We start from the raw sequence: 19,505 nt of genomic DNA on the forward strand, positions 1-19,505 counted from the left end.
CCCCTCCGTCAAACTGGCCAGACCACGAGCAGCATCGGAACGGCAACCAGGATCACGATGACCGAGAGCGGCAGGCCGAGCTTCCAGTAATCGCCGAAGCGATAGCCACCGGGGCCCATGACCAGCGTGTTGCACTGGTGCCCGATGGGGGTAAGGAAATCGCAACCCGCCCCGATGGCGACGGCCATCAGGAAGGCTTCGGGGGCGTAACCCAGTTTGCCGGCAAAGGTTGCAGCGATCGGCGCCATGACGAGCACCGTCGCGGCATTATTGAGAAAGGGAGTCACGGCCATGGCGGCGACAAGGATCAAGGCAAGCGCGCCATATGTTGGCAGCATGGTGGCTAGGTCGGAGAGCCGGCCGGCAATGATGTCGGTGGTGCCTGTCGTTCGGAGCGCATCGCTGACGGGGATCAGCGCCGCCAGCATGACCAGGATCGGTGCGTCGAGATTGTTATAGGCCTCGCGCATCGGCAGTCCGCCAAACAGCACGACGAGCAGCGCTGCGCCGAAGAAGGCAGCGGCAATCGGTATCGCACCGAAGGCGGTCAGGACCATTGCGCCGAGGAGAATTCCAACTGGGACCAGGCCGTTTCGCACGGATCCGAGGCGGACGTCGCGCTGCACCAGAGGCAGACAGCCCCATTCCCTCAAATGATCCGGCAGGTTCTTGACATTGCCTTGAAGCACCAACACATCGCCGTTCTGAATCTTGATCTCGCCCAGGCGCTCGACAAAGCGCTCGTCGCTGCGGCTTACCGCGAGCAGCGTCAGCCCGGCATCAAAGAGGTAGAGGTCCTTGGCGCTCTTGCCGATGAGACGCGAGGCTGCGCCGACAATGGCTTCAACAGCGCCGATCTCGGCGCCGGGCTCGGACTTTGCGCGCTGCCCCGAAAGCTTCAGCTTGCCCTGGCTGACGATCCTGTCGAGCGCGTCCTGCTCGCCCTCGACGATCAGAAGGTCGCCGGTCTTGAGCACCGTGTCGGGCAGCGGCTTGCGGAATTTTCCCTTGTCGCTGAGGATTGCGATGATCATGGCCCCGCCGCTGCCGAGTTTCTGCAAATCGCGCACCGATTTGCCCACTGCAAGTGTCTGCGGCGTGACCTTGGCCTCGGTCGTGTAGTTCTTGATCGCCACCGCCTCATTCAGTTCACGCTCGCTGCGATGGCGCTCCGGTAGGAGCTTGTAGCAGATGACCAGGAAGACAATTCCAACCAACGAGAGCGACAGTCCGAGCGGCGTGTAATCGAACATTTGGAACGTCTCGCCCGTGATCTCCTGGCGGATTCGGGAAACGATGACGTTGGGCGACGTGCCGACCTGCGTCATCAACCCTCCCAGCAGGGCGGCAAAGGACATGGGCATCAGGAACATCGATGGCGAGACACTCGAGCTGCGCGCCATCTGCATCGCGATCGGGATCATGATCGCAAGCGCCCCGATATTCTTCACGAAGGAGGACATGAAGGCGACGATCGCCACCAGGATCAGCAACTGCACACGGGGCTTCTGGTGGCCGGGAGCGATCCGCCTCAGGACCACGTCCATCACACCCGAGCGGGCAATCGCCCCACTCAGCAGCAGCGCACTGCCGACGATAATGACGATGTCATCGCTGAAGCCGGAAAAGGCCTTGTTCGGAGGAACAAGGCCCAGCACCATGCTAACCAACAGGGCGACGGCTGCGATGATGTCGTATCGGTATCGCCCCCAGATGAACGCCACCATCATCAGGGCAATAACAGTTACGATGAGCCACTGGTCTGTCCGCATGCACCTGTCCCTGACGGCAATGTAGCAAGACGGCAGCGGCATGACCCATGCCGCACGGCAAATCTTATCGGGTAAATGTAGGTCGGGAAAGAGAAGAAGGCCCGGTCGATCGACCGGGCCTTCTTCAGCAGTTACTGCAGCCGGATTGTAATATGGGCCTCACGCGCGGCGTCAAGGAACGCTTCCCGCGCTTCGTCATCCGGCTTGCGGCCCTCAAGCGCGTCAAGGCACATGCCCTTCGCGCGATGATAGGCCTTGCTGGTCTGATCGGGCCACTTGTAAAGAAGGCAACGGGCAGCATCGTCCGTGCTGGTCACGGTGCGGATGCCGCCGGCGCCAATGTCGGCGAACTCAAGAAGCACAGACTTCTTCCAGTACTGGCCTTGCATATGATTCCTCCCAAATGCGACGCAGTATATTATACAACCTTCACATAACGTTTGGGAGGGGGTTTTTGTTCCCGGCCGCTGGTCATCGTCAACCCTGTTTTATTGGTCGACCGCCGGCTTCGAGAGGGCATCCGGTGAGCACGCGGTGAACCGCACGGTGCAATTCCCACCAAGTTCCTTGCACTGCCGGGTCGCGCTGCTTTCGGCCGACTGCCAGTCCTTGCCGACAGCGAAGCCGAAATTGTCGTTGCGCGGTCCCTCGCCTTCGATGCGCGCCAGGCTGAAGCAGCTCTTCGAATAGGTCCGGAGCGGCTCGCAGCGGCCGTTCGACTTGCCGCGGCAGAGGGCGACGACATTCTCGGTCGCCGTCTTCTCGGCAATCTGGTTCTGCAGCGAATAGATCGCACCCGTCTGGTCGATCGCGGTCGCGCCCCAGATCGCACGGCTCTCGGTGACCGCCCCTTCGGTGTCGAGGCTTGCAGTCTGCTCCTCGGTCTTTCCGGTCGCATCGGCCAGGCGATCGCGTTCGGCCTTGAGCGCCTTGAAGCTCTCGGTCATGGCCGAGAGTTCCTTGGCAAAGAGATCCCGTTCCTGCTTGAGGCGGGTCGTGTCCGGATCGGATTGCGGCGCGACTTCCGTCGTCCCGGTGGTGTTTGCCGCGGATTCCTTCAGCTTCTCGATCTCTGCCGTGTTGGAGGCGAGCAGAGCGTTTGCGGCGTCGAGGCTCGTCTTTACCTTCTTGAGCTCGTCCTCCTTGGCCGCCAGATCCTTGTCGGCCTTGTCAATCTGCGCGGTGAGCTCGGTGATCTGGTCGGCGAGCGTCGTCCGCTCGAGATCAGCCTCTGTCGCCTTGCCGGCCACTTGCTTGAGCGCCTCGATCTGCACATTGGCGACCGAGAGCTTCGACTGGACATCGCGGAGGCTTGCGTCGCGGGTGGCGAGATCCTGCACTGCCTTGTCGAGCTGGGCGGAGAGCGACGTGATGCGGGTTTCGACTTCCTCGTTCTGCGTGGCCTGCTGGTCTTCAGCAGCTTTCTTAAGCGTAGCGATCTCGGTGTTGGCCTTGTCCAGGTCCTCGCCCGTCTGGGCGATCGTCTGGTCGCGGGTCGCGAGGTCGGCACGGCTTTTCTCTAGCTCGGTCCGCGCTGTGTCCAGTTCCTTGCTGAGCGGGACGATGCGTTCGTTGAAGACCGCGCTCTGCTCGCTGGCGTCAGCGTCAGCGGCAGCCTTGAGGCTCTCGATCTCGCCTTGGGCGGTGGAGAGACGCTCCTCGAGCGTCTTCACCTTGGCCTGCTGCTCGGAAACCTCGGCGAGTGCCTCGTCGCGGTCCTTGGTCAGATCGCTGGTCTGGCTGGTCAGGCTTGCGACTTTGGCGTCGACCGCCGTCACCGTCTGACTGGTCGCATTGCCAGCATTGGCTTCGGCGGCCGCGAGGCGCTTTTCGAAATCGGCCTTGGCCTCGTCACGCTGCGCCTCGACGGCGCGCATCGCGGTGCGCAATTCGTTGTCGTAGGCCGAGCTCTGCCAGAAATAGGTGAGCACGGAACCAAGCACCATAAAGAACAAGGCGGCGGCCGCGAGCTTGCCCCAGGGCGTGCTGCGATCATTCTCGTCATCTTCATCGTCATCGTCATCCACTGGAGCAATGCTCAGCGGTCTCGCCCTGGCGGTGGCGGGTGTTGGGTCCGCCCGAAAGGGTGTTGGCGCCTCGTCCCGGATGCTGGGTTCGAGCGAGATCGGCTCTTCGTCTGCTTCGACCGGCTCCTCGGCGGCGTCCTTCAGGTCCGCAGCGTCCGCCGCCGCGGCATCGGCCATGTCCTGGTCGGCTTCCGGCTCCTGCTCCTCGGCCTCGGTTTTTTCCTCTTCGGCCTTTTCTTCCTCCGTAGTGGCGTCCGTCGGCTGGGGCCAGTCCAGTGTCGCGAAGATATTGGAAGCCGGCTGTTCGAGCGAGAGTTTCATTCCCCGCGTCACGCGGCGCGCCAAATCGGCATCGAGCGCGAGCACCGTAAAGTCCGCCGCCGTCACCGCTTCGCCCGGCAGGAAGGAAGGGGTCTTCGACCAGCCCCGACGGGTGAGGAATTTTTCAGTCGCAATGTCTCGCAGCCGGAACCGGGGCTCGGCCACCGCGGCGCCGCGCAACTCGATGGTTGCTGCGCCAGTTTCGGGGTCCAGCTTTACTGCAATTTCTGTCACTTGGATCAACTCCGTAGAGGGATTTTATCCCGTGTTACGTCAGCAGGACGGCGAGATTTCGACATACTTGCGAGCGGATTAAGGCACGAAGCGCCCAAAATTAGCACAGCCGGAACTCTCTGCCCGCTCTTGCGTTCCCTGGTCGCCGGCAAAAGATGCCGGCCGCGACCTGGAGACATGCCCATGCTGACAGGTATAGCCGTTGGAGCTGGAATCATGCTGACCTACCTGGCGCTGTTCGGATTCGCCGGACGGAGGCTTCGCAGCGTCGATCATTCGGCAGACCAAGAGCCTGAAAATATGATGGCCCGGCCGCCGCAGAGCCGACGTTGATCGACAACGCAAGCCAGAACGGACGACGATCCAGCACACAGGAGCCAATGAATGCCGCGGGATGAGACGATCGCCTCAACGAGGATGGATGAGGCCCCTCTCGATGCGGCCTTCTTCCTACGAACACCCGAGGCCGTGGCGCGCGATCTGATCGGCGCGAAATTGCTCTATGACGGCGTCGGCGGCGTGATCGTCGAGACCGAGGCCTATCATCCTGATGATCCGGCATCCCACAGTTTCCGGGGCCCGACGGTGCGCAATGCCGCAATGTTCAGCGCACCCGGCACAGCCTATGTCTACCGCATCTACGGCATGCACTGGTGCCTCAACTTCGTCTGCACGCCGGGCTCGGCCGTTCTTATCCGGGCCTTCGAGCCGACGGCCGGGCTGTTCCGCATGACCGAGCGCAGGGGTGGATTGGCGCCAAGGCTGCTGGCGTCTGGCCCGGGTCGTCTCTGTTCAGCACTCGGCGTGACGCGGGAGGATGATGGAAGATCGGTTTTCGAGGCGCCCTTTCGCCTGATCGGCAATTCCGAGATACGCGACGTCCTGGTCGGCCCTCGTATCGGCATCACCAAGGCTGTGGAAGAACCGCTGCGCTTCGGACTCAAGGGTTCGCGGTATCTCAGCCGCAAATTCTGACATCGCGCGCGGGCGATGGTTTCCGCATTGTGGTATTATTATGCAAAACTCAGGAGACAGCCATGAGAACCCTGGCCGGCCTTTTCGACACCCGCAGCGATGCCACCCTTGCGGTCGAGGATCTGATCGAACGTGGCATTTCGCGAAGCGATATCAGCGTCGTCTCAAAAGATTCCGGCGGGTGGTATGACGAGGATTCCAAAGAGGAAGCTGGCGCGGAAACCGGCGCGGGCATTGGCGCGATTGCGGGCGGTGCAGGCGGGCTTCTGGCGGGCCTCGGCGTTCTGGCGATTCCCGGTATCGGCGAACTGGTCGCTGCGGGCTGGCTTCTCTCGGCGGCCGCCGGGGCGGCCGCGGGTGCGATCGTCGGCGGCGCTGCAGGCGGGCTCGTCGCCTGGCTGATGGATCACGGTATCGACGAACACGACGCGCATGTGTTCGCCGAGGGCCTCAAGCGCGGCGGCACGCTGGTGACGGCGCGGGTGGCTGATCAATTCGTTGTCGCTGCCGAAGCGATTTTTCTCAAGCATAGCGTCGACATAGCCGCCCGCCGGGACGATCTCGCGGCAGAGGGCTGGACGCGGTTCGACGACCACGTCCCCTCGCATCTCAATATCGAGAACAAGGCCTCGGGCGGCGGCAATCACTAATCAGGAAGCCAGCAGCGTCACCGTACGCTCGTCCCTGTCGCCACTGCCGAATTTGTCGAGGGCTGCCGCGAACAGGATGTCTCCGTCGCCCGCCGCCAGCGAAAATAGCGTCATCGAAGAGATGAACTTCATGTCGTCGGGAGTGCCGAAGATGACCCCGAGATCGGTCTCGCCATTGTCGAGCATAGCGGTCACGCATTCTCTCAGCCGCGGCCCAAGCACCGGATGGGCCAAATAGTCACGCGCTTCGTCCATCGAGCCGATGCCGTAGCGCTGTGCGGTGCTCGATCTTCCTAGCCCGCGCAGTTGGGGAAAAATGAACCACATCCAGTGGGTCAGCTTGCGGCCGCCGATCAGTTCGGTGAGCGCAATGTCGTAAAGCGGCGCTTGCGCCATCACGAAACGGTCGAGATCAAAAGGATCGTCACGCATGATGTCCGACGGCTCTCAATCGGTTGCGTCAAGAGGAATATGGCTGTCGATGCCGATCGGCACAAGCCGATTGCGAACGAAGCGCACGCCGGGCACGGCCCCCGCAATCTGCTCGGCGACGAAGGTCGCTTCGGCACGGTCGACACTTCCCGTGAGCTCCGCGATGCCGTCACGCACGCTGACCGTGATCTGGTTTCCGTCGATATCTTCTCGACCGGTCAGTTGATCAAAGATCTGCTCTTCCAAAGCATCGTCGTCGATTGCCTCGCGGGCGATGCCCAGTGCCAATGCCGGCCCGCCCTCGCTATGGATTTCCGGATTGCCTGATATTTCTGAGCCGGGATTTGTATCGCCCTCAAGTCCGGCCGGCGCTGCGCCATACGCTTCGTTTCCTTTCTTCTTGGACATATCATCATCGGGATAGGGCCAACCGCCATCAAGGTCCCGCTGCTCATAATCGCGATAGTCTTCTTCGCGAGAGGTCTCCCGCGCTCTGTCCGACATGCCGCTCATCTCCGATCTCCTCGCTGTTGGTGTCCGCACTACAATCTGGGGGATGGGTTTTGGTTCCTGAACACCGTGCCGTTAAAGCTTCTTCAATGCATTTCGGAAAGAGTGTCAGCATCGCAAGGGCCGGGGTAACATGCGTTCGGGAGTAGGCCGGTTCAGCCGGCGCACCGCCATATTGTCCGTTCTGCTTTCGGTGTTCATCGTCGTGATGGTCGCCGGCGGAATGGTGCTGTCCGCGCTTGGCGAGGTGTCACACCACGCCAATCAGCTGGATGACGAACGCTCGCGTCAGACGACGGCCGGTGCGCTCAAGACATTCCTGTCGCAGCTTGGCGCCACGCTCAACGACTATGCCGCTTGGGACGATGCCGCGAGCAATGCCTACAGCAAGGACGGCATGGCGTGGATGAATTCCAATTTTGGTGAGATGTCCGAGAACAGCGCGCTCTTTGATGTCGTGCTCGTGGTCGATCCCCAGCGAAATGCCATCCTCGCCTATCAGGATGGCAAACCCATGACGACACCGGCGAGCGATTTCTTCGACGCCTCGTTGTGGCATTTACTCGACGTGGCCGCAGGGTCTCAGGAGACGCCCGAGGCCCGTGGCTTCGTGCGTACGAAAAAGGGGATTGCCGCCACCGGCATAGCTCTTATCCGGCCCAAGACAGGTGCTCTCGATCAGCCGACTGAGAGCAGACGCTATCTTGTCTTCGCCCGCCATCTCGATGGCCAGGTCCCGGCGCTCAGCCAAACATACGTGGTCAAGGGACTGCATCTGGCGGTCCCCGAGGCCACTGTCGAAAATTACATCGCGGTCTGGGACCCTGCAGGCAAGGTGCTCGGCAAGCTCGCTTGGCCGTCACGCGCGCCGGGTGACATTTCCTATACGGAAATTCATGGCAAGGTCGTCGGAGCCATCAGCCTCTTCGCGTTCCTGCTCGCCACGATCTCGGCAATCGGCCTCATCGAGATACGGCGCTCGCGCTCGGATGAGGAGGCCGCGCGCCAGCTCGCGCTCACCGATCGTTTGAGCGGGCTCTTGAACCGAACAGGCCTTTTCAAGTTGCTCGAGGGGATGATCGAGGATGCCAAGATCACCAAATCCGATGTCGCGCTGCTCTATCTCGATCTCGACGGCTTCAAGGAAGTCAACGACGCCTATGGTCATGGCTGCGGCGATGATCTGATCCGCAGCGTCTCGGCCGGCTTCCGTTGCCTTATCCCCGAGGATGCCGTTCTCGCCCGCGTCGGCGGCGATGAATTTGCCATCGCGTTCGTCAAGAAGAATTGTGATGCAGCGGCGCGAGGTCTCGCGGACACAATCCTGAATTTTTTCGGCGAGCCGTTCGAGATCGGCGAGCGCCTTGTTACCGTCGGCACGTCGATCGGTATCGCCTCTTCACAGATCGGTACGATCAATGGTGAGGAAGTGGTCCGCCGCGCCGATGTCGCCATGTACAAATCGAAGGAGAGCGGCCGAGGCCGCTTCTTCTTATACGACAGCTCGATGGACAATGATCGGGAGATGATCCTCGCGATCGAGGTGCAACTGCGCAAGGCGATCGAAGAGCAGCAGCTCAATGTCGTGTTCCAGCCTGTTGTGACGGGATCGAGCCTGGAAATCACCTCCGCCGAAGCGCTGGTGCGCTGGAACCGACCAGGCCGCGGTCCGATATCGCCCGACATCTTCATTCCCGCTGCCGAGAAGACCGGCCTGATCGAACCGCTCGGCGTCTTCGTCCTCAAGACCGCCTGCGAGCGCGCTCGCCAGTGGCCGGGGCTCAGCATTGCCGTGAACATTTCCCCTGTTCAGCTCCGCAACCCATCGTTCGCCGCCCAGGTCGCCGGCATTCTCGAAGCGGCCGGTATCGAACCGGCGCGGCTGACGCTCGAACTGACCGAGGGTTATCTGATCCAGAACCCGCAGCGTGCGCGCCAGTCGATCGAGCGTCTCAAGGCGCTTGGCGTCAAAATCGCTCTCGACGACTTCGGCTCGGGCTTTTCGAGCATCGGTTATCTCCGGCAGTTCGGCTTCGACCGGCTGAAGATCGACCGTTCGATGGTATCGGATATTGACGAAAGCGAGAAGGCGCGGAACCTGCTCGAGGCGACTGCTGCCCTCGCTCGTTCCCTCGGCATCCCCATTACTGCTGAGGGCGTGGAACGCGAGAGCCAGGCCCATATCCTGCTCGATTGCGGTTGCGACGAACTCCAGGGCTATCTCTTCGGCAAGCCCATGCCGCCGGAAGAACTGACGGAGCTGCTGCGGCAACAGCGCGAGACTTCACTCAGCTTCGAGCCGGTGCGGATGACGGCCTGAGCCCCACCCTCCCAAGAAACTGCCCCTTGCGTAAATCGGCGCTTGCTCGATAATTCAGTTCAGGGGCATGCTTTATCGGGGCACGGGTTTGAAGGGATTCATTCTTTTTCTGACATTCATTCTGCTGGGGACTGCAACAGCAAGAGCTGAGCAATGCAATCGTTTTGCCGTCGAAATCACGACGACTCCGGTGCTCTATCAATGGACGAGCGCGCTCGAAAAGGCGACGCAGTTGCTGAATGCTCCGCCTCAGAGGACCGACACGGTGCTGCTCGGCGACTCTCTTCTCGCCTTCTGGCCGAAAGATCTGGCCAATCAGCAGTTCGGTGAAGGCAGGGTGTGGAACTTCGCTGTCGGCGGCAGCCGCACCCAACATATCCTCTGGCAGCTCGACAAGCTTCCCCGCACCGCTTCGCTTGTTCCGCGCGAGGTCGTCGTGCTGATCGGCACCAACAATCTCTCGGATGAAAAACTACCGGCTTGCGCCATCGTTGAAGGGATCAGGACCGTCGTCGTCAGGGCGCGCGACAGGTGGCAAAGCGCTATGATCCACGTCATGGGCATACCGCCGCGCGGATCGGATTTCCATTTCAGGGACAAGGATCGAAAGACGATCAACGCCGCCGTCCGCGACTGGATCGCGACGCGACCGGGGACGCACTACTTCGAAGTCGACGAGATGATGATGACATGCGGCCAATATGCCGGGGTTGCAGTGGCAAGCGCGGAAGCATCGACACTTCCGCGCAGCCGATGCGAAAACTATGCCGACGATTTCGGCCACTTCCGTCGTCCCGGCTATGACGTCATCTATTCGGCCCTTCGAAGTCAGCTGAATTAGGCGCCGAAGCGGTTCCAAATCCGAACTGCATAATCTAAGTTGCCGCCCGACTTCCGAGGGACGGACAGCATGCGGGCATACTTCCTTGACAGGATCAGGGTCATCTTGACCATCCTCGTCATCGCGCATCACAGCGCAATAACCTATGGCGCGAGCGGCGGCTGGTTCATCAAGCTCGCGTCGGAGGATGGCCCCTCCGCTCTCGTGTTGACGCTGTTCGTTGCCATCAACCAAGCCTTTTTCATGGGCTTCTTCTTCCTGATTTCAGGCTATCTGACGCCGAGTTCCTATGATCGAAAAGGCTCGGCCGCCTATATACGCGACCGCTTGCTGCGCCTTGGCTTGCCCGTTCTGTTCTTCGGTTTCGTGATCGGTCCCCTGACGGTGGCGATTGCGGACAGCCGCAGCTGGGATTTTGCCTGGCGCTGGCTCGCGCTGATGGCCGAGTTGCGCTTCGTCATGGGGCCGATGTGGTTCGCCTACGCGCTTCTGCTCTTCACGCTGGCTTATGTGCTTTGGCGCCATTTCGTCCCCGTCAAGCCGAAGCCGAAGCAACCGATTCCGGATCATGTGACCTGGCTGCTCGCGGCCGCCGGAGTGGGGCTCGCTGCCCTAATCATCCGCCAGTTCGTGCCGGTCGGTGAGGAAGTGCTGAACCTTCAGCTCGGCTATTTCGCTTCCTATGTCTTCCTGTTTACGGTCGGCTGCGTTGCCGAGCGTTACGGCTGGCTCGAAAACGTCAAACGCCGCCATGCCATGCCTTGGCTGATCGCGCTCCCAATCGCCATTCCTCTGCTTCCGATCGCCCTTGTCGTCGGCGAGTCGCTCGGCCAGACCAACTTCGCCACCGGCTTTTCCTTCCCCGCGATCTTCTATGCCTTCTGGGAGCCCGTGGTTGCCTGGGGCGTGATCGCCGGCGCGCTCTGGTATTTCCCGCTCAAATGGGGCGAACGCGACCGGCGCTGGGGTTTCCTGGCCCGGCAGAGCTATGGCGCCTTCATCCTGCACCCGCCGGCCATCGTCAGCCTGGCGCTGCTGATGGAGCCTCTACCCGTGCCGGCCGTCGCGAGATTCCTGCTGCTGGTCACGTCGGGTACGCTCATTTCCTTCGGACTGGCCTGGATGTTGCGCAAGATTCCTTTCGTCCGCAGCGTGGTCTGACGCCCATCTGGAACATCGCTGGCGCGCCGGCATTTGATGTGGTTGTATTGGGAGTCAGAGGGAGGCGCGCCCATGACCGACTACCGGACGCTCATCGATTCCGATATTTGGGCTTTCATTGACAGGACCGGCACATTCTATCCGCCCGATATCGCCGACTATTCGATCGAGCGCCGCCGTGAAGTCTACAATCACATGTGTCGCGCATTCTCAAGCGGCTATCCCGAAGGCGTATCAGCCGAAAACAAGACCATTGCGCTTCGCGACCGCAAGATCGCGGTGCGCCGTTACCGGGCCATGCGTTACGATCGGCATGCCCTGGTGATCTATTACCACGGCGGCGGTTTCGTCACCGGAGGGCTGGAGAGCCACGACGACATCTGTGCCGAGATTTGCTACCGCACCGGTTTCGAAGTTTTCGCGGTCGACTATCGACTTGCCCCGGAACATCCGCACCCGGCACCCTTCGAGGATGCCCTTGCCGCCTATAGGTGGGTTGCGGAAGGCTACGATATCCCGATCATATTGGCCGGCGACAGCGCTGGCGGCAATCTCGCCGCGGCGGTGGCCCACGCGACGCGAAAATCCGCCGACAAGCCGATCGGGCAGATGCTGATCTATCCGCTTCTCGGCGGCGAGATGGCGGGCGGGAGTTTTGTCAAGCATGCACATGCGCCGATGCTGACGCTGCGCGATCTTCATTTCTACCGGGATATCCGGACCGGTGGCCGCGACGCTTCAAAGGATGCTTCTTTTGCGCCTCTTTCCGATAGCGATTTCTCAGGGCTTCCGCCCACGGTCATCATCACGGCGGAATACGACCCTCTCTCGAGTGATGGCGAAACCTATCGCGACCGGATCCTCGACGCTGGCGGCAAGGCCTGGTGGCACGAGGAGGCGGGCCTCGTCCATGGCTATCTCCGCGCCCGCCATATCGCCTCCAGGGCGCGCGAAAGCTTTACGAGGATCGTCGATGCCGTCCGCATGCTGGGCCGCAAGGAATGGAGCTATCCGATTCACCGGCCTGTCCTCGCCCAGAATCGGCCAGATTTGGCCCGTTTGGCGGTTCACCCAATCGATTGATGCTGCTGGTCGGCAGGTCCGCTTCCACGGGGCATCGTGAGCACGAACAGTGCTCCGCCGCCAGGCGCCTCGTCGCAGCGTATGGTCGCGCGATGAAGTTCCGCGATACGGCGGCAGATGGCGAGACCAAGGCCGGTCCCTTCAACCTCACGGCCGACGAGCCGCTTGAACGGCTTGAAGATTTCGTCGCGATAGGGCTCGGGGATCCCCGGTCCGTTGTCGGCGACGCGAAGCTCTGTTCCGTCATCTGCCTCCGCCATCGACACCTCGATCACGGGAGCGGATTCCTTGCAATATCGGATGGCGTTGGACACAAGGTTCTGAAGCAGCTGGACGAGAAGTTGGCCGTCACCGAATAGCGCCGACAGGTTCTGCTCCCTGAGCGTCGCGCGGCTTGACTCGATCTGCGTCAGAAGGTTCGCCTTCACTTGACGCACGACCTCGGTCATCGCCACAGACTCCGAAGCGATATGTCCCTGGGTCTCGAGCCTGGTATAACGGGTGATGCCCGCAATGAGCTCCTCCATGCTGCCGGCAGCACGCAGGACATGGCCCATGAGCGTGCGGTCCTCCTCCGAGAGAGTGGGTGAATCGAGAATGATACGGCCAAAGGACCTGATGGTGCGGATCGGCTCCTTCAGATCGTGCGCCATGGCACGGCTGAAGATTTCGAGCGATTGCCGTTGCTGTTCGAGCTTGCTGGCGAGTTCCTGCCGCCCCACCGCATTGGCGATCGCCCGCTCGAGAGCATCATAGGATACATTATCCTTGGTAAAATAGTCCTGGGCGCCGGCTTTCATGATGCCGACCGCCACCGTCTCGCTGCCCTGTCCCGTCAGCATCACCGCTGCGGCAAAGGGGTGGGCTTTCCGAATTTCCTGGAGCACCGCCACGCCGTTGCGCCCGGGCAGGGAATAGTCGAGCAAAATGCAGTCCGGCCGGAATTCCTGATAGAGTCGGACCCCTTCCTCACCGGACGCCGCCTCCGCCACTTCATAATCCGTCGAGCTTCGCGAGAGTATCCGGCTGAACGTCTCCCGGTCATCCTCACTGTCGTCGATGATGAGGACGCGGAGCGGCGCCATTTAGAACTCCCTGGGGAGAAGTGCGATCTCGAACCAATAGTCCTTGAGGCGCTGGATGGCCGCGAACAGACCGTCGAGATCAACGGGTTTCTGGATATAGGTGTTGGCGCCGAGCTGATAGCATTCCTCGATGTCACGATCGTCATTCGACGTGGTCAGCACGACGACAGGGATCTTGCGCAATTCGTTGTCGCCCTTGAGGATCGCCAGCACGCGTCGACCATCCAGGCCCGGCATATTGAGATCGAGAAGGATAAGACCGGGATGAACGCGCCGGTCGCGCAACATGGCGATCGCTTCGGCACCGGCCGTTGCCCTCACGACCGAATTCTTGAGGTTCGTCCGCTTGAATGCCCTGAGCGTAGCCTCGACGTCGTCGTCATTGTCATCGATCAGAAGGATCGGCTGACTGTCGTTGATCGCATGCATGCCATTACTCCGGGGCGAGTGTGAAGAAGAAGGTCGTCCCTTTTCCGGGTTCCGACTCGAGCCAGATGTGACCGCCGTGGCGGTGCACGATCTTGCGCACGAAGGTCAGCCCCGCCCCCGTGCCGCTATCATCATCAGCTCGCTCCAAACGTTTGAACATCTTGAAGATATCTTCGTGAAATTCGGATGCAATGCCCTTGCCATTGTCGCGGACAAAATAGACGTTTTTACGCTCGCGGCCGACCTCATCGCTATGGGACGCTCTATGACCGACACTTATGATCCGCTCGACACTGTCGTTGTATCGCACCGCATTGACGATGAGGTTGCGGAAGACTTCCGCCACGCGAATTGAATCGCAGATAACCTCCGGCAGATCGCCGACAACGACGACTTTTGCATGGCGCTCCTCGAGAAACTGCTCCAGCGTCGTCAGGACGTCGCGCAGAACCGCTGCGATATCGGTCGGCCGGACGGCGAGTTCCGCGCGCCCGATGCGGGAGAAATAGAGGAGGTCGTTGACCAGCTTTTCCATCCGCTGCGACAAATGGACCAGTCGGTCAAGGCGGCGCTTGCCGTCCTGATCGAGGCGGTCCTCATAATCCTCGAGCAAAAAGCGCGAATGATTGTGAATGCCGCGTAGCGGCTCCTTGAGGTCGTGCGAGGCGATATAGGCGAAATCATCGAGTTCCTGGTTGGAGCGCTCTAGATCGGCGGCATAGGCTGCCAGCCGACCAAGCGTGGCGCGCAGATTCCCCTCCTGCCGCTTTCGCACGGTGAGATCACGCAGGACGCCGATGAACTCCTTCTCGTCGTCCGAGGGGAGCTCCGAGATTGAGAGGTCGAGGGGAAAGATCGAACCGTCGCTGCGTTTGCCGTTCACTTCGCGGATCGTGCCGATTATGCGCCGCTCCCCGCTGTCAGCAAGGTGCTGAAGATAGCTGTCATGTTCGGAGTGATAAGGCTCCGGCATCAGCAGCTTGACGTTCTGCCCCACGACGTCGGCTTCGGAATGGCCGAAGAGGCGCTCAGCAGCCGGATTGAACTGCGTGATCAAGCCGCGCTCGCTGATCGTGACGACCGCGTCGGGGGAGTTGTCCATCAGTGCCTCGAAGCGCAGTCGTACCCGATCGTTCTGTTCCGTCGCCAGCTTGAAGGAATAGACCAGGGCAGCGACGATGAAGTCGGTGCCGGCGCCGAACAGCCTTCCGATGAGGCGCTCTTGCTCGGTGTCGAGTGCCTGAAGCTTGACAGAATAAGCCATGATGGCGAAGAGCGCGCAAGCGATCGCCAACGAAAACGCCGCCCGTCGATCCGTGAACCAGACGGCGCTCAGGATCACGGGGATGTAGATGAAACTGGCACCGAGATAGGGCGGCGCAGCCAGGTCGAAGAAAAACCCCGCGGGAATTGCCAGTACGGCAATTGTGAACGGCAGGGGCGACGACAGTTGAAGCAGCGGATGGCGCGAAATCGCCAGATGAATCGCCCCCAGCAGCCACATCGCGAACGCCGTGACCGGTGGCATCGCAATCGCGTCTGGCCATTGGAAAGCCACATCGACTCCCGCCATGTGACCGATGCCAGCGGCGATCCCGACGCCGGACGTCAAGAGCCCGCCCGTGAGCAGGACAAGTGTAGCCAGATTTCCCGAAAAGAATGAGATCCACGCCTGGGCCAATCCGAAGGCCAGAAATCCGACCGCCGCATTGGGTGCCATGATGCGAGGTGTGTCGCCGATAGGCAACGATGTCCCGAAGGGGAACTCCACAGCAAAGCCGAATTCGTAGCCGGCAAGCTGGTAGGCGGCGATCGCTGCCACGATCAAGGCAAGAAAACCAGGCACCATGCTTAGGCGCGCCCAGTTCGAAAGGCCGATCACGACGCTCAGGCCGGAAAGGAACAGACAAAGAGAGGCACTGACGGATATGGCGCCGACGGATACCACCGCGAGGAGCGTGGCAACGACGGCCGCTGCCCGGATGGCCCGCAATCGCCCTCCCATGGGCAGGTCAGACAATCCGGCCATCCGCACCAGATAATCCGAAGTCGCCTTGGCGCCGCTTTCCGTCACCTCATCGGCTCCCCCGGGGACCAGCCCCGCATCTCGGCTTCCATGCCATAGCCGGCCACCTGAAAGTTGACGACCTGCGCTCATTCGCGATCCCGATATCTATCAAACGATCGGACCGTAAGCACGCGACTCCTAATTGCAGAGTATCCGCATTTCAAGTACTTGTCTTGAAAGACCGATTTTCTGCGGCAGCGACTCGACTGGGCATGACCGAACTCGTCGATGAAATCCTCTACGTTGACGACAGCCCGGACGACCGGCTGTTTGCTGAGCATTGCTTTCGAAGAGGCAACTATCCGTTCGATCTGAAGATGTTCAGCACCGGCTTCGCTGCAATATTGGATATGGAGCGGCGGGTTGCGCGAGGCGAAAGACTGCCGCGGCTTCTCATCGTCGATCATTACATGCCCGTGATGGATGGCCCGGAATTGCTGCGGCTGGTTCGTGCGAATGCCAGTCTTGCGGACGTCTTGCTGGCCGTCTGCAGCGGCGGAGACGATCCCACTGATTTGCAGATGGCCTTAGACGCGGGCGCCCAGACGGTGCTGACCAAGCCGCTCAACCTCGACCTCTGCCGCGAGATCATTGCGGGTCGATTGCCCGAGCGCGTGTGAACAGGCAACGCAATATTCGCGGGTATATTACCGAGATCTAATTTCCATTTGACTTTCGGATGTTGTTCGACAGACTTGGAACTCGAACGCGCCGAATCGCATTGTATCGGTGGAAGCCTGCACGCAAGAGGTGTCGGAGGAGAACTTCGCCAAAGCGAAAAAGGGGAGAGCTGGAATGTCCTGGGCTTGGTTGCCGAGGAAATACAAAGGGAGACGCGCAGTCCAGCCCTCCCAACGTCCGGATCGGTTGGCAATCCAGACCACCGGATCGCCTGGGAGGAGATGGGACGATCCGGAATTCAGAAATCGCGATGCAAGATGAAAAGAAGCTAATGTTGAGAGAGCCGGCTCGAAGAATCCGCCAATCCTATCCTACACCCGTTTACCCCGGTGGGAGTAGCGAGCCAGCTCTCTCAACAAGATTCGCTGTATGACCTTACGCTCTCAAGAGTCCCCCGTGAGAACCGCAGTCATAAGGCGAAACTTTACTGGTACACGACTAAGGAGTCCGTCAACAGAATGTCATTCTTGCCGCATCACAAACTGGAGTACTTTTCTCGCGCATTCCAGTTTCAAATCAATTCTGTTGTTTGCAAATTAGCGATTCCTTTTTCGCAGGGAAATCCCAAGATGTTGGGAGAGCGATAGAAATCTACAACTCTGAGGCTATGAAATGCTGTTATTTATCAATTTCTTGCCTATAGTAGTCGTGCACGGGCTGGTGCAGGTGGGATCGAGCGCTTGCCGGACTGACAGCGATCACCACGAGATTCGAGAATGAACCAACTCATGGAAATTCCGCTGCATACCGGACCGGAGATGGATCGGGCCATCAATCGGACCGACTTCTTCAGGCTTTTCAAGTCTGTATGCCGTGCTTCCGGATTTGATAATTTCGTTCTGATTCAACAGGTCGATCGCGGAGCCCGATTCGATCCGACATCGAGCTTTCATCTCACCAGCATAGCCGATCACGAAAAGCCGGCCATTGCGCGCGCGCTCTCGGAGGACAAGGGTGCGGTGCTGACACGCATGTTCGCAACGGCGACGCCGTTCACGTCTGGGCTATCACTGTTGACAAAGATCGGTGAGGCGGCGCCGACTGCGGACCATTGCCTTCTCGTACTTCCGCTGCACAGCACGGACTTGAAGCGATTCTGGCTGCTGCTGGATGGCCGCCGAGCCGCGCCCGGCCGGCGCGAACTCGCGGAATTGATGCTCGATTGCATGCGAATCTTTTCCCGCTTCCACGAGAAAATCCTGGCAGGCGATCAATCGTCCCAATTGACCGCGCGCGAGATCGAAGTCGTGCGTTGGACGAGCGAAGGGAAAACCTCAGCCGAGATCGCCATCATTCTCGGATTGTCCGAGCACACAGTTATTTCCCATATTACCTCCTCAGCCAGGAAACTAAATGCGGTCAACCGCGTTCATATGATTGCCATAGCTGTAAGGCGCGGCATCGTCACATAGGCGATCTTGGAACAATAAGAATTTCAAAGGTTGGGGAATGGGACAGGTAACCGTACTATCAGACACGACCAGCGAGCGCTTCCGAATCTTGATGGTCGACGACGAGATCCTCGAATTCAAAGTACTTCAGCAAAAGATGAAGTCGTCGCCGGACTACGTCATCGACGCGGACTTCGCCCAGTCGATCGACGAGGCGGTCGAGCGGGCGAAGGAAACAGCCTACGAAATGATCCTGGTCGACAACCGCCTGCTGCCGAACAATGACTTCCGAGAGACCGTGCCGCGGCTTCGCGAAATAGGCTATACCGGCCCTATCGGCGTGATCTCGTCGGATATTTCCGATGCCTATTTCCAGCAGTTCGAGGAGTTCGGCGTCGACTTCCGGATTGGCAAGGACGAGATCGACTATCACGCTCTTCGTCACATCATCAGTGAGTATGTCGCCTATCACATTCCGGAAGCCTGGCGCGAAGACCTGAGGTGATCAGAAGCCGGCCGGCAGAATTATCTCGAAGGTGCTGCCTTCGGGCGAACTGCTGACGAGCGTTATTTCACCACCCAATGCATTGGTGATGGTCTTGCAGACCGCAAGACCAAGGCCGGCCCCCTTTGCGCCGCCCGGCCGCGGCAGGCTCCAGAAAGCGTCGAAGATGCGTGACGCGTAGCGCGGGTCGATACCCGCGCCATTGTCTGAGACGGTGATGGCCACCGAGCGGCCTTTCGCAACGCCTTCGATGGTAATCGTCGGCGGGCGGGCGCTGCGCCAGTCCAGCGCGTTGCGGATGAGATTCTCGAACACTTTCTCGATCAGCACCGGGTCTCCGATCACATCAGGCAACGCCTTCGCGACGACGGTGGCATTGGCTGCGCCGAGTTCATCCCCCATCCGCTTCTCGACATTTGCCAAAGCACGATTAACAACCACCGTCAGGAATTCCGGCGCTGCGATATCGGTGGAAAAAGCGATCAGCCGCTTGGTCAGCACCTGCAGCATGCGCGCCTTATCCGCCATCGCCTGCAGCATCTGGAGCTTGTCTTCGGTGGCGCCCGTGTCGAAATCGCTGATCAGCATATCGCCATACATGGCGATGTGCCGAAGCGGCCCGATGAGGTCATGTGAGGCTGCAGCAGCAAACTGATGGACGCGCGCGACGGCCTCATCCTTGCGCGACTCGGTCGCCCTTCGTTCGGCGATGTCAGCCCACACGCCTGTAAGCAGCCGGCCATCGGCGCTCATCCGGCCCGTCACTTCGACCCAGGTCCATTCATCGCCGCTGCCAATGCGGAAAGTGTGCCTCAAGGCGGGCGCCGTGCCGCCGATCAAGGCCAAGATGGCGGCTGCCAGCGCCTCGCGGTCCTCGCCGTGAAGATGCCCCTCGAGCTCGGCAAGCGGCAGCGCCCGTTCGGGCAGCCGCAGCGAACCGATCGCGCCGCGCTTCGGCCCAACCGCTACCAGCTGCGTCTCCAGATCTACGTCCCAAGTTCCGACAGTGTATTCCATCTC

General features: G+C 60.5%; 18 protein-coding genes. 9 read left to right on the forward strand and 9 right to left on the reverse strand.

Annotated features, from left to right (window positions below; translation table 11 throughout):
• Positions 1-8: 8 nt before the first annotated feature.
• The 3 genes from AC2YI2_RS01340 to AC2YI2_RS01350 all read right to left on the reverse strand — a co-directional run bounded on the left by AC2YI2_RS01340 (position 9) and on the right by AC2YI2_RS01350 (position 4,354).
• Positions 9-1,772, reverse strand: coding sequence for an SLC13 family permease (locus AC2YI2_RS01340; protein WP_487384613.1), 1,764 nt, complete (start codon positions 1,770-1,772; stop codon positions 9-11).
• A gap of 131 nt (positions 1,773-1,903) precedes the next feature.
• The gene (locus AC2YI2_RS01345; RefSeq protein ID WP_487384614.1) at positions 1,904-2,161 is read right to left on the reverse strand and encodes a DUF982 domain-containing protein; all 258 of its coding nucleotides are present in this window, start codon (positions 2,159-2,161) and stop codon (positions 1,904-1,906) included.
• Positions 2,162-2,260: 99 nt separating this feature from the next.
• Positions 2,261-4,354, reverse strand: coding sequence for a DUF4189 domain-containing protein (locus AC2YI2_RS01350; protein ID WP_487384615.1), 2,094 nt, complete (start codon positions 4,352-4,354; stop codon positions 2,261-2,263).
• Between the two features lie 384 nt (positions 4,355-4,738).
• Between AC2YI2_RS01350 and AC2YI2_RS01355 the strand changes: the two genes are divergently transcribed.
• Positions 4,739-5,329, forward strand: coding sequence for a DNA-3-methyladenine glycosylase (locus AC2YI2_RS01355; RefSeq protein WP_487384616.1), 591 nt, complete (start codon positions 4,739-4,741; stop codon positions 5,327-5,329).
• A 62-nt stretch (positions 5,330-5,391) separates the two neighbouring features.
• The gene (locus tag AC2YI2_RS01360) at positions 5,392-5,979 is read left to right on the forward strand and encodes a hypothetical protein (RefSeq protein WP_487384617.1); all 588 of its coding nucleotides are present in this window, start codon (positions 5,392-5,394) and stop codon (positions 5,977-5,979) included.
• Here the strand turns inward: AC2YI2_RS01360 and AC2YI2_RS01365 are convergent, their stop codons facing one another.
• Both AC2YI2_RS01365 and AC2YI2_RS01370 read right to left on the reverse strand, forming a co-directional pair.
• Positions 5,980-6,411: a DUF1810 domain-containing protein gene (locus tag AC2YI2_RS01365; RefSeq protein ID WP_487384618.1), complete on the reverse strand. Its 432-nt coding sequence runs from the start codon at positions 6,409-6,411 to the stop codon at positions 5,980-5,982. It abuts the gene before it with no gap.
• Between the two features lie 15 nt (positions 6,412-6,426).
• Positions 6,427-6,924 carry a BON domain-containing protein gene (locus tag AC2YI2_RS01370; RefSeq protein WP_487384619.1) on the reverse strand — a complete coding sequence of 166 codons (498 nt, stop codon included), beginning with the start codon at positions 6,922-6,924 and terminating at the stop codon, positions 6,427-6,429.
• Between the two features lie 130 nt (positions 6,925-7,054).
• On the opposite strand from AC2YI2_RS01370, the gene AC2YI2_RS01375 reads away from it, so the two are divergent.
• From AC2YI2_RS01375 to AC2YI2_RS01390, 4 genes are all read left to right on the forward strand, one after another.
• A complete protein-coding gene (locus AC2YI2_RS01375; protein ID WP_487384620.1) occupies positions 7,055-9,241 on the forward strand; it encodes a putative bifunctional diguanylate cyclase/phosphodiesterase in 2,187 nt (728 codons plus the stop codon).
• A gap of 88 nt (positions 9,242-9,329) precedes the next feature.
• Entirely contained in the window at positions 9,330-10,082 is a 753-nt protein-coding gene (locus AC2YI2_RS01380) for a GDSL-type esterase/lipase family protein (RefSeq protein ID WP_487384621.1), read from the forward strand.
• Between the two features lie 69 nt (positions 10,083-10,151).
• Positions 10,152-11,243, forward strand: coding sequence for an acyltransferase family protein (locus AC2YI2_RS01385; RefSeq protein ID WP_487384622.1), 1,092 nt, complete (start codon positions 10,152-10,154; stop codon positions 11,241-11,243).
• Positions 11,244-11,315: 72 nt separating this feature from the next.
• Complete coding sequence (locus tag AC2YI2_RS01390; RefSeq protein WP_487384623.1) at positions 11,316-12,326, forward strand: alpha/beta hydrolase; 1,011 nt, start codon at positions 11,316-11,318, stop codon at positions 12,324-12,326.
• Here AC2YI2_RS01390 and AC2YI2_RS01395 read toward each other — a convergent pair.
• Genes AC2YI2_RS01395 through AC2YI2_RS01405 form a run of 3 tightly spaced genes read right to left on the reverse strand, consistent with a single transcriptional unit; the run spans position 12,311 to position 15,914 of the window.
• Positions 12,311-13,411: a sensor histidine kinase gene (locus tag AC2YI2_RS01395; protein ID WP_487384624.1), complete on the reverse strand. Its 1,101-nt coding sequence runs from the start codon at positions 13,409-13,411 to the stop codon at positions 12,311-12,313. The two genes, AC2YI2_RS01390 and AC2YI2_RS01395, sit on opposite strands and share 16 nt — an antisense overlap.
• A complete protein-coding gene (locus tag AC2YI2_RS01400; RefSeq protein ID WP_487384625.1) occupies positions 13,412-13,840 on the reverse strand; it encodes a response regulator in 429 nt (142 codons plus the stop codon).
• A gap of 4 nt (positions 13,841-13,844) precedes the next feature.
• Positions 13,845-15,914, reverse strand: a complete 2,070-nt coding sequence (locus AC2YI2_RS01405) for a sensor histidine kinase (protein ID WP_487384626.1) — start codon at positions 15,912-15,914, stop codon at positions 13,845-13,847.
• 206 nt (positions 15,915-16,120) lie between these two features.
• Here AC2YI2_RS01405 and AC2YI2_RS01410 point away from each other — a divergent pair, with 206 nt between their 5' ends.
• The 3 genes from AC2YI2_RS01410 (at position 16,121) to AC2YI2_RS01420 (ending at position 18,485) form a co-directional block, all read left to right on the forward strand.
• On the forward strand, positions 16,121-16,528 hold the full coding sequence (locus AC2YI2_RS01410; RefSeq protein WP_487384627.1) for a response regulator: 408 nt from the start codon (positions 16,121-16,123) through the stop codon (positions 16,526-16,528).
• A 789-nt stretch (positions 16,529-17,317) separates the two neighbouring features.
• Positions 17,318-18,001, forward strand: coding sequence for a helix-turn-helix domain-containing protein (locus AC2YI2_RS01415; protein WP_487384628.1), 684 nt, complete (start codon positions 17,318-17,320; stop codon positions 17,999-18,001).
• Positions 18,002-18,038: 37 nt separating this feature from the next.
• Entirely contained in the window at positions 18,039-18,485 is a 447-nt protein-coding gene (locus AC2YI2_RS01420) for a response regulator (RefSeq protein WP_487384629.1), read from the forward strand.
• On the opposite strand, the gene AC2YI2_RS01425 is transcribed toward AC2YI2_RS01420, so the two are convergent.
• Positions 18,486-19,502 (reverse strand): sensor histidine kinase, encoded by a 1,017-nt coding sequence (locus AC2YI2_RS01425; RefSeq protein ID WP_487384630.1) that lies wholly within the window; start codon positions 19,500-19,502, stop codon positions 18,486-18,488.
• Positions 19,503-19,505 lie beyond the last annotated feature (3 nt).

Source organism: Rhizobium sp. SRI_017 (genome assembly GCF_057586295.1).

Excerpts from the sequence above, each read along its gene's own strand:
- AC2YI2_RS01370 (WP_487384619.1), bottom strand. The coding sequence starts at position 6,924 with ATGAGCGGCATGTCGGACAGAGCGCGGGAGACCTCTCGCGAAGAAGAC.
- AC2YI2_RS01385 (WP_487384622.1), top strand. The coding sequence starts at position 10,152 with ATGCGGGCATACTTCCTTGACAGGATCAGGGTCATCTTGACCATCCTC.
- AC2YI2_RS01400 (WP_487384625.1), bottom strand. The coding sequence starts at position 13,840 with ATGCATGCGATCAACGACAGTCAGCCGATCCTTCTGATCGATGACAAT.
- AC2YI2_RS01340 (WP_487384613.1), bottom strand. The coding sequence starts at position 1,772 with ATGCGGACAGACCAGTGGCTCATCGTAACTGTTATTGCCCTGATGATG.
- AC2YI2_RS01420 (WP_487384629.1), top strand. The coding sequence starts at position 18,039 with ATGGGACAGGTAACCGTACTATCAGACACGACCAGCGAGCGCTTCCGA.
- AC2YI2_RS01360 (WP_487384617.1), top strand. The coding sequence starts at position 5,392 with ATGAGAACCCTGGCCGGCCTTTTCGACACCCGCAGCGATGCCACCCTT.
- AC2YI2_RS01425 (WP_487384630.1), bottom strand. The coding sequence starts at position 19,502 with ATGGAATACACTGTCGGAACTTGGGACGTAGATCTGGAGACGCAGCTG.
- AC2YI2_RS01390 (WP_487384623.1), top strand. The coding sequence starts at position 11,316 with ATGACCGACTACCGGACGCTCATCGATTCCGATATTTGGGCTTTCATT.
- AC2YI2_RS01375 (WP_487384620.1), top strand. The coding sequence starts at position 7,055 with ATGCGTTCGGGAGTAGGCCGGTTCAGCCGGCGCACCGCCATATTGTCC.
- AC2YI2_RS01355 (WP_487384616.1), top strand. The coding sequence starts at position 4,739 with ATGCCGCGGGATGAGACGATCGCCTCAACGAGGATGGATGAGGCCCCT.
- AC2YI2_RS01365 (WP_487384618.1), bottom strand. The coding sequence starts at position 6,411 with ATGCGTGACGATCCTTTTGATCTCGACCGTTTCGTGATGGCGCAAGCG.
- AC2YI2_RS01410 (WP_487384627.1), top strand. The coding sequence starts at position 16,121 with ATGACCGAACTCGTCGATGAAATCCTCTACGTTGACGACAGCCCGGAC.
- AC2YI2_RS01395 (WP_487384624.1), bottom strand. The coding sequence starts at position 13,411 with ATGGCGCCGCTCCGCGTCCTCATCATCGACGACAGTGAGGATGACCGG.
- AC2YI2_RS01415 (WP_487384628.1), top strand. The coding sequence starts at position 17,318 with ATGGAAATTCCGCTGCATACCGGACCGGAGATGGATCGGGCCATCAAT.
- AC2YI2_RS01345 (WP_487384614.1), bottom strand. The coding sequence starts at position 2,161 with ATGCAAGGCCAGTACTGGAAGAAGTCTGTGCTTCTTGAGTTCGCCGAC.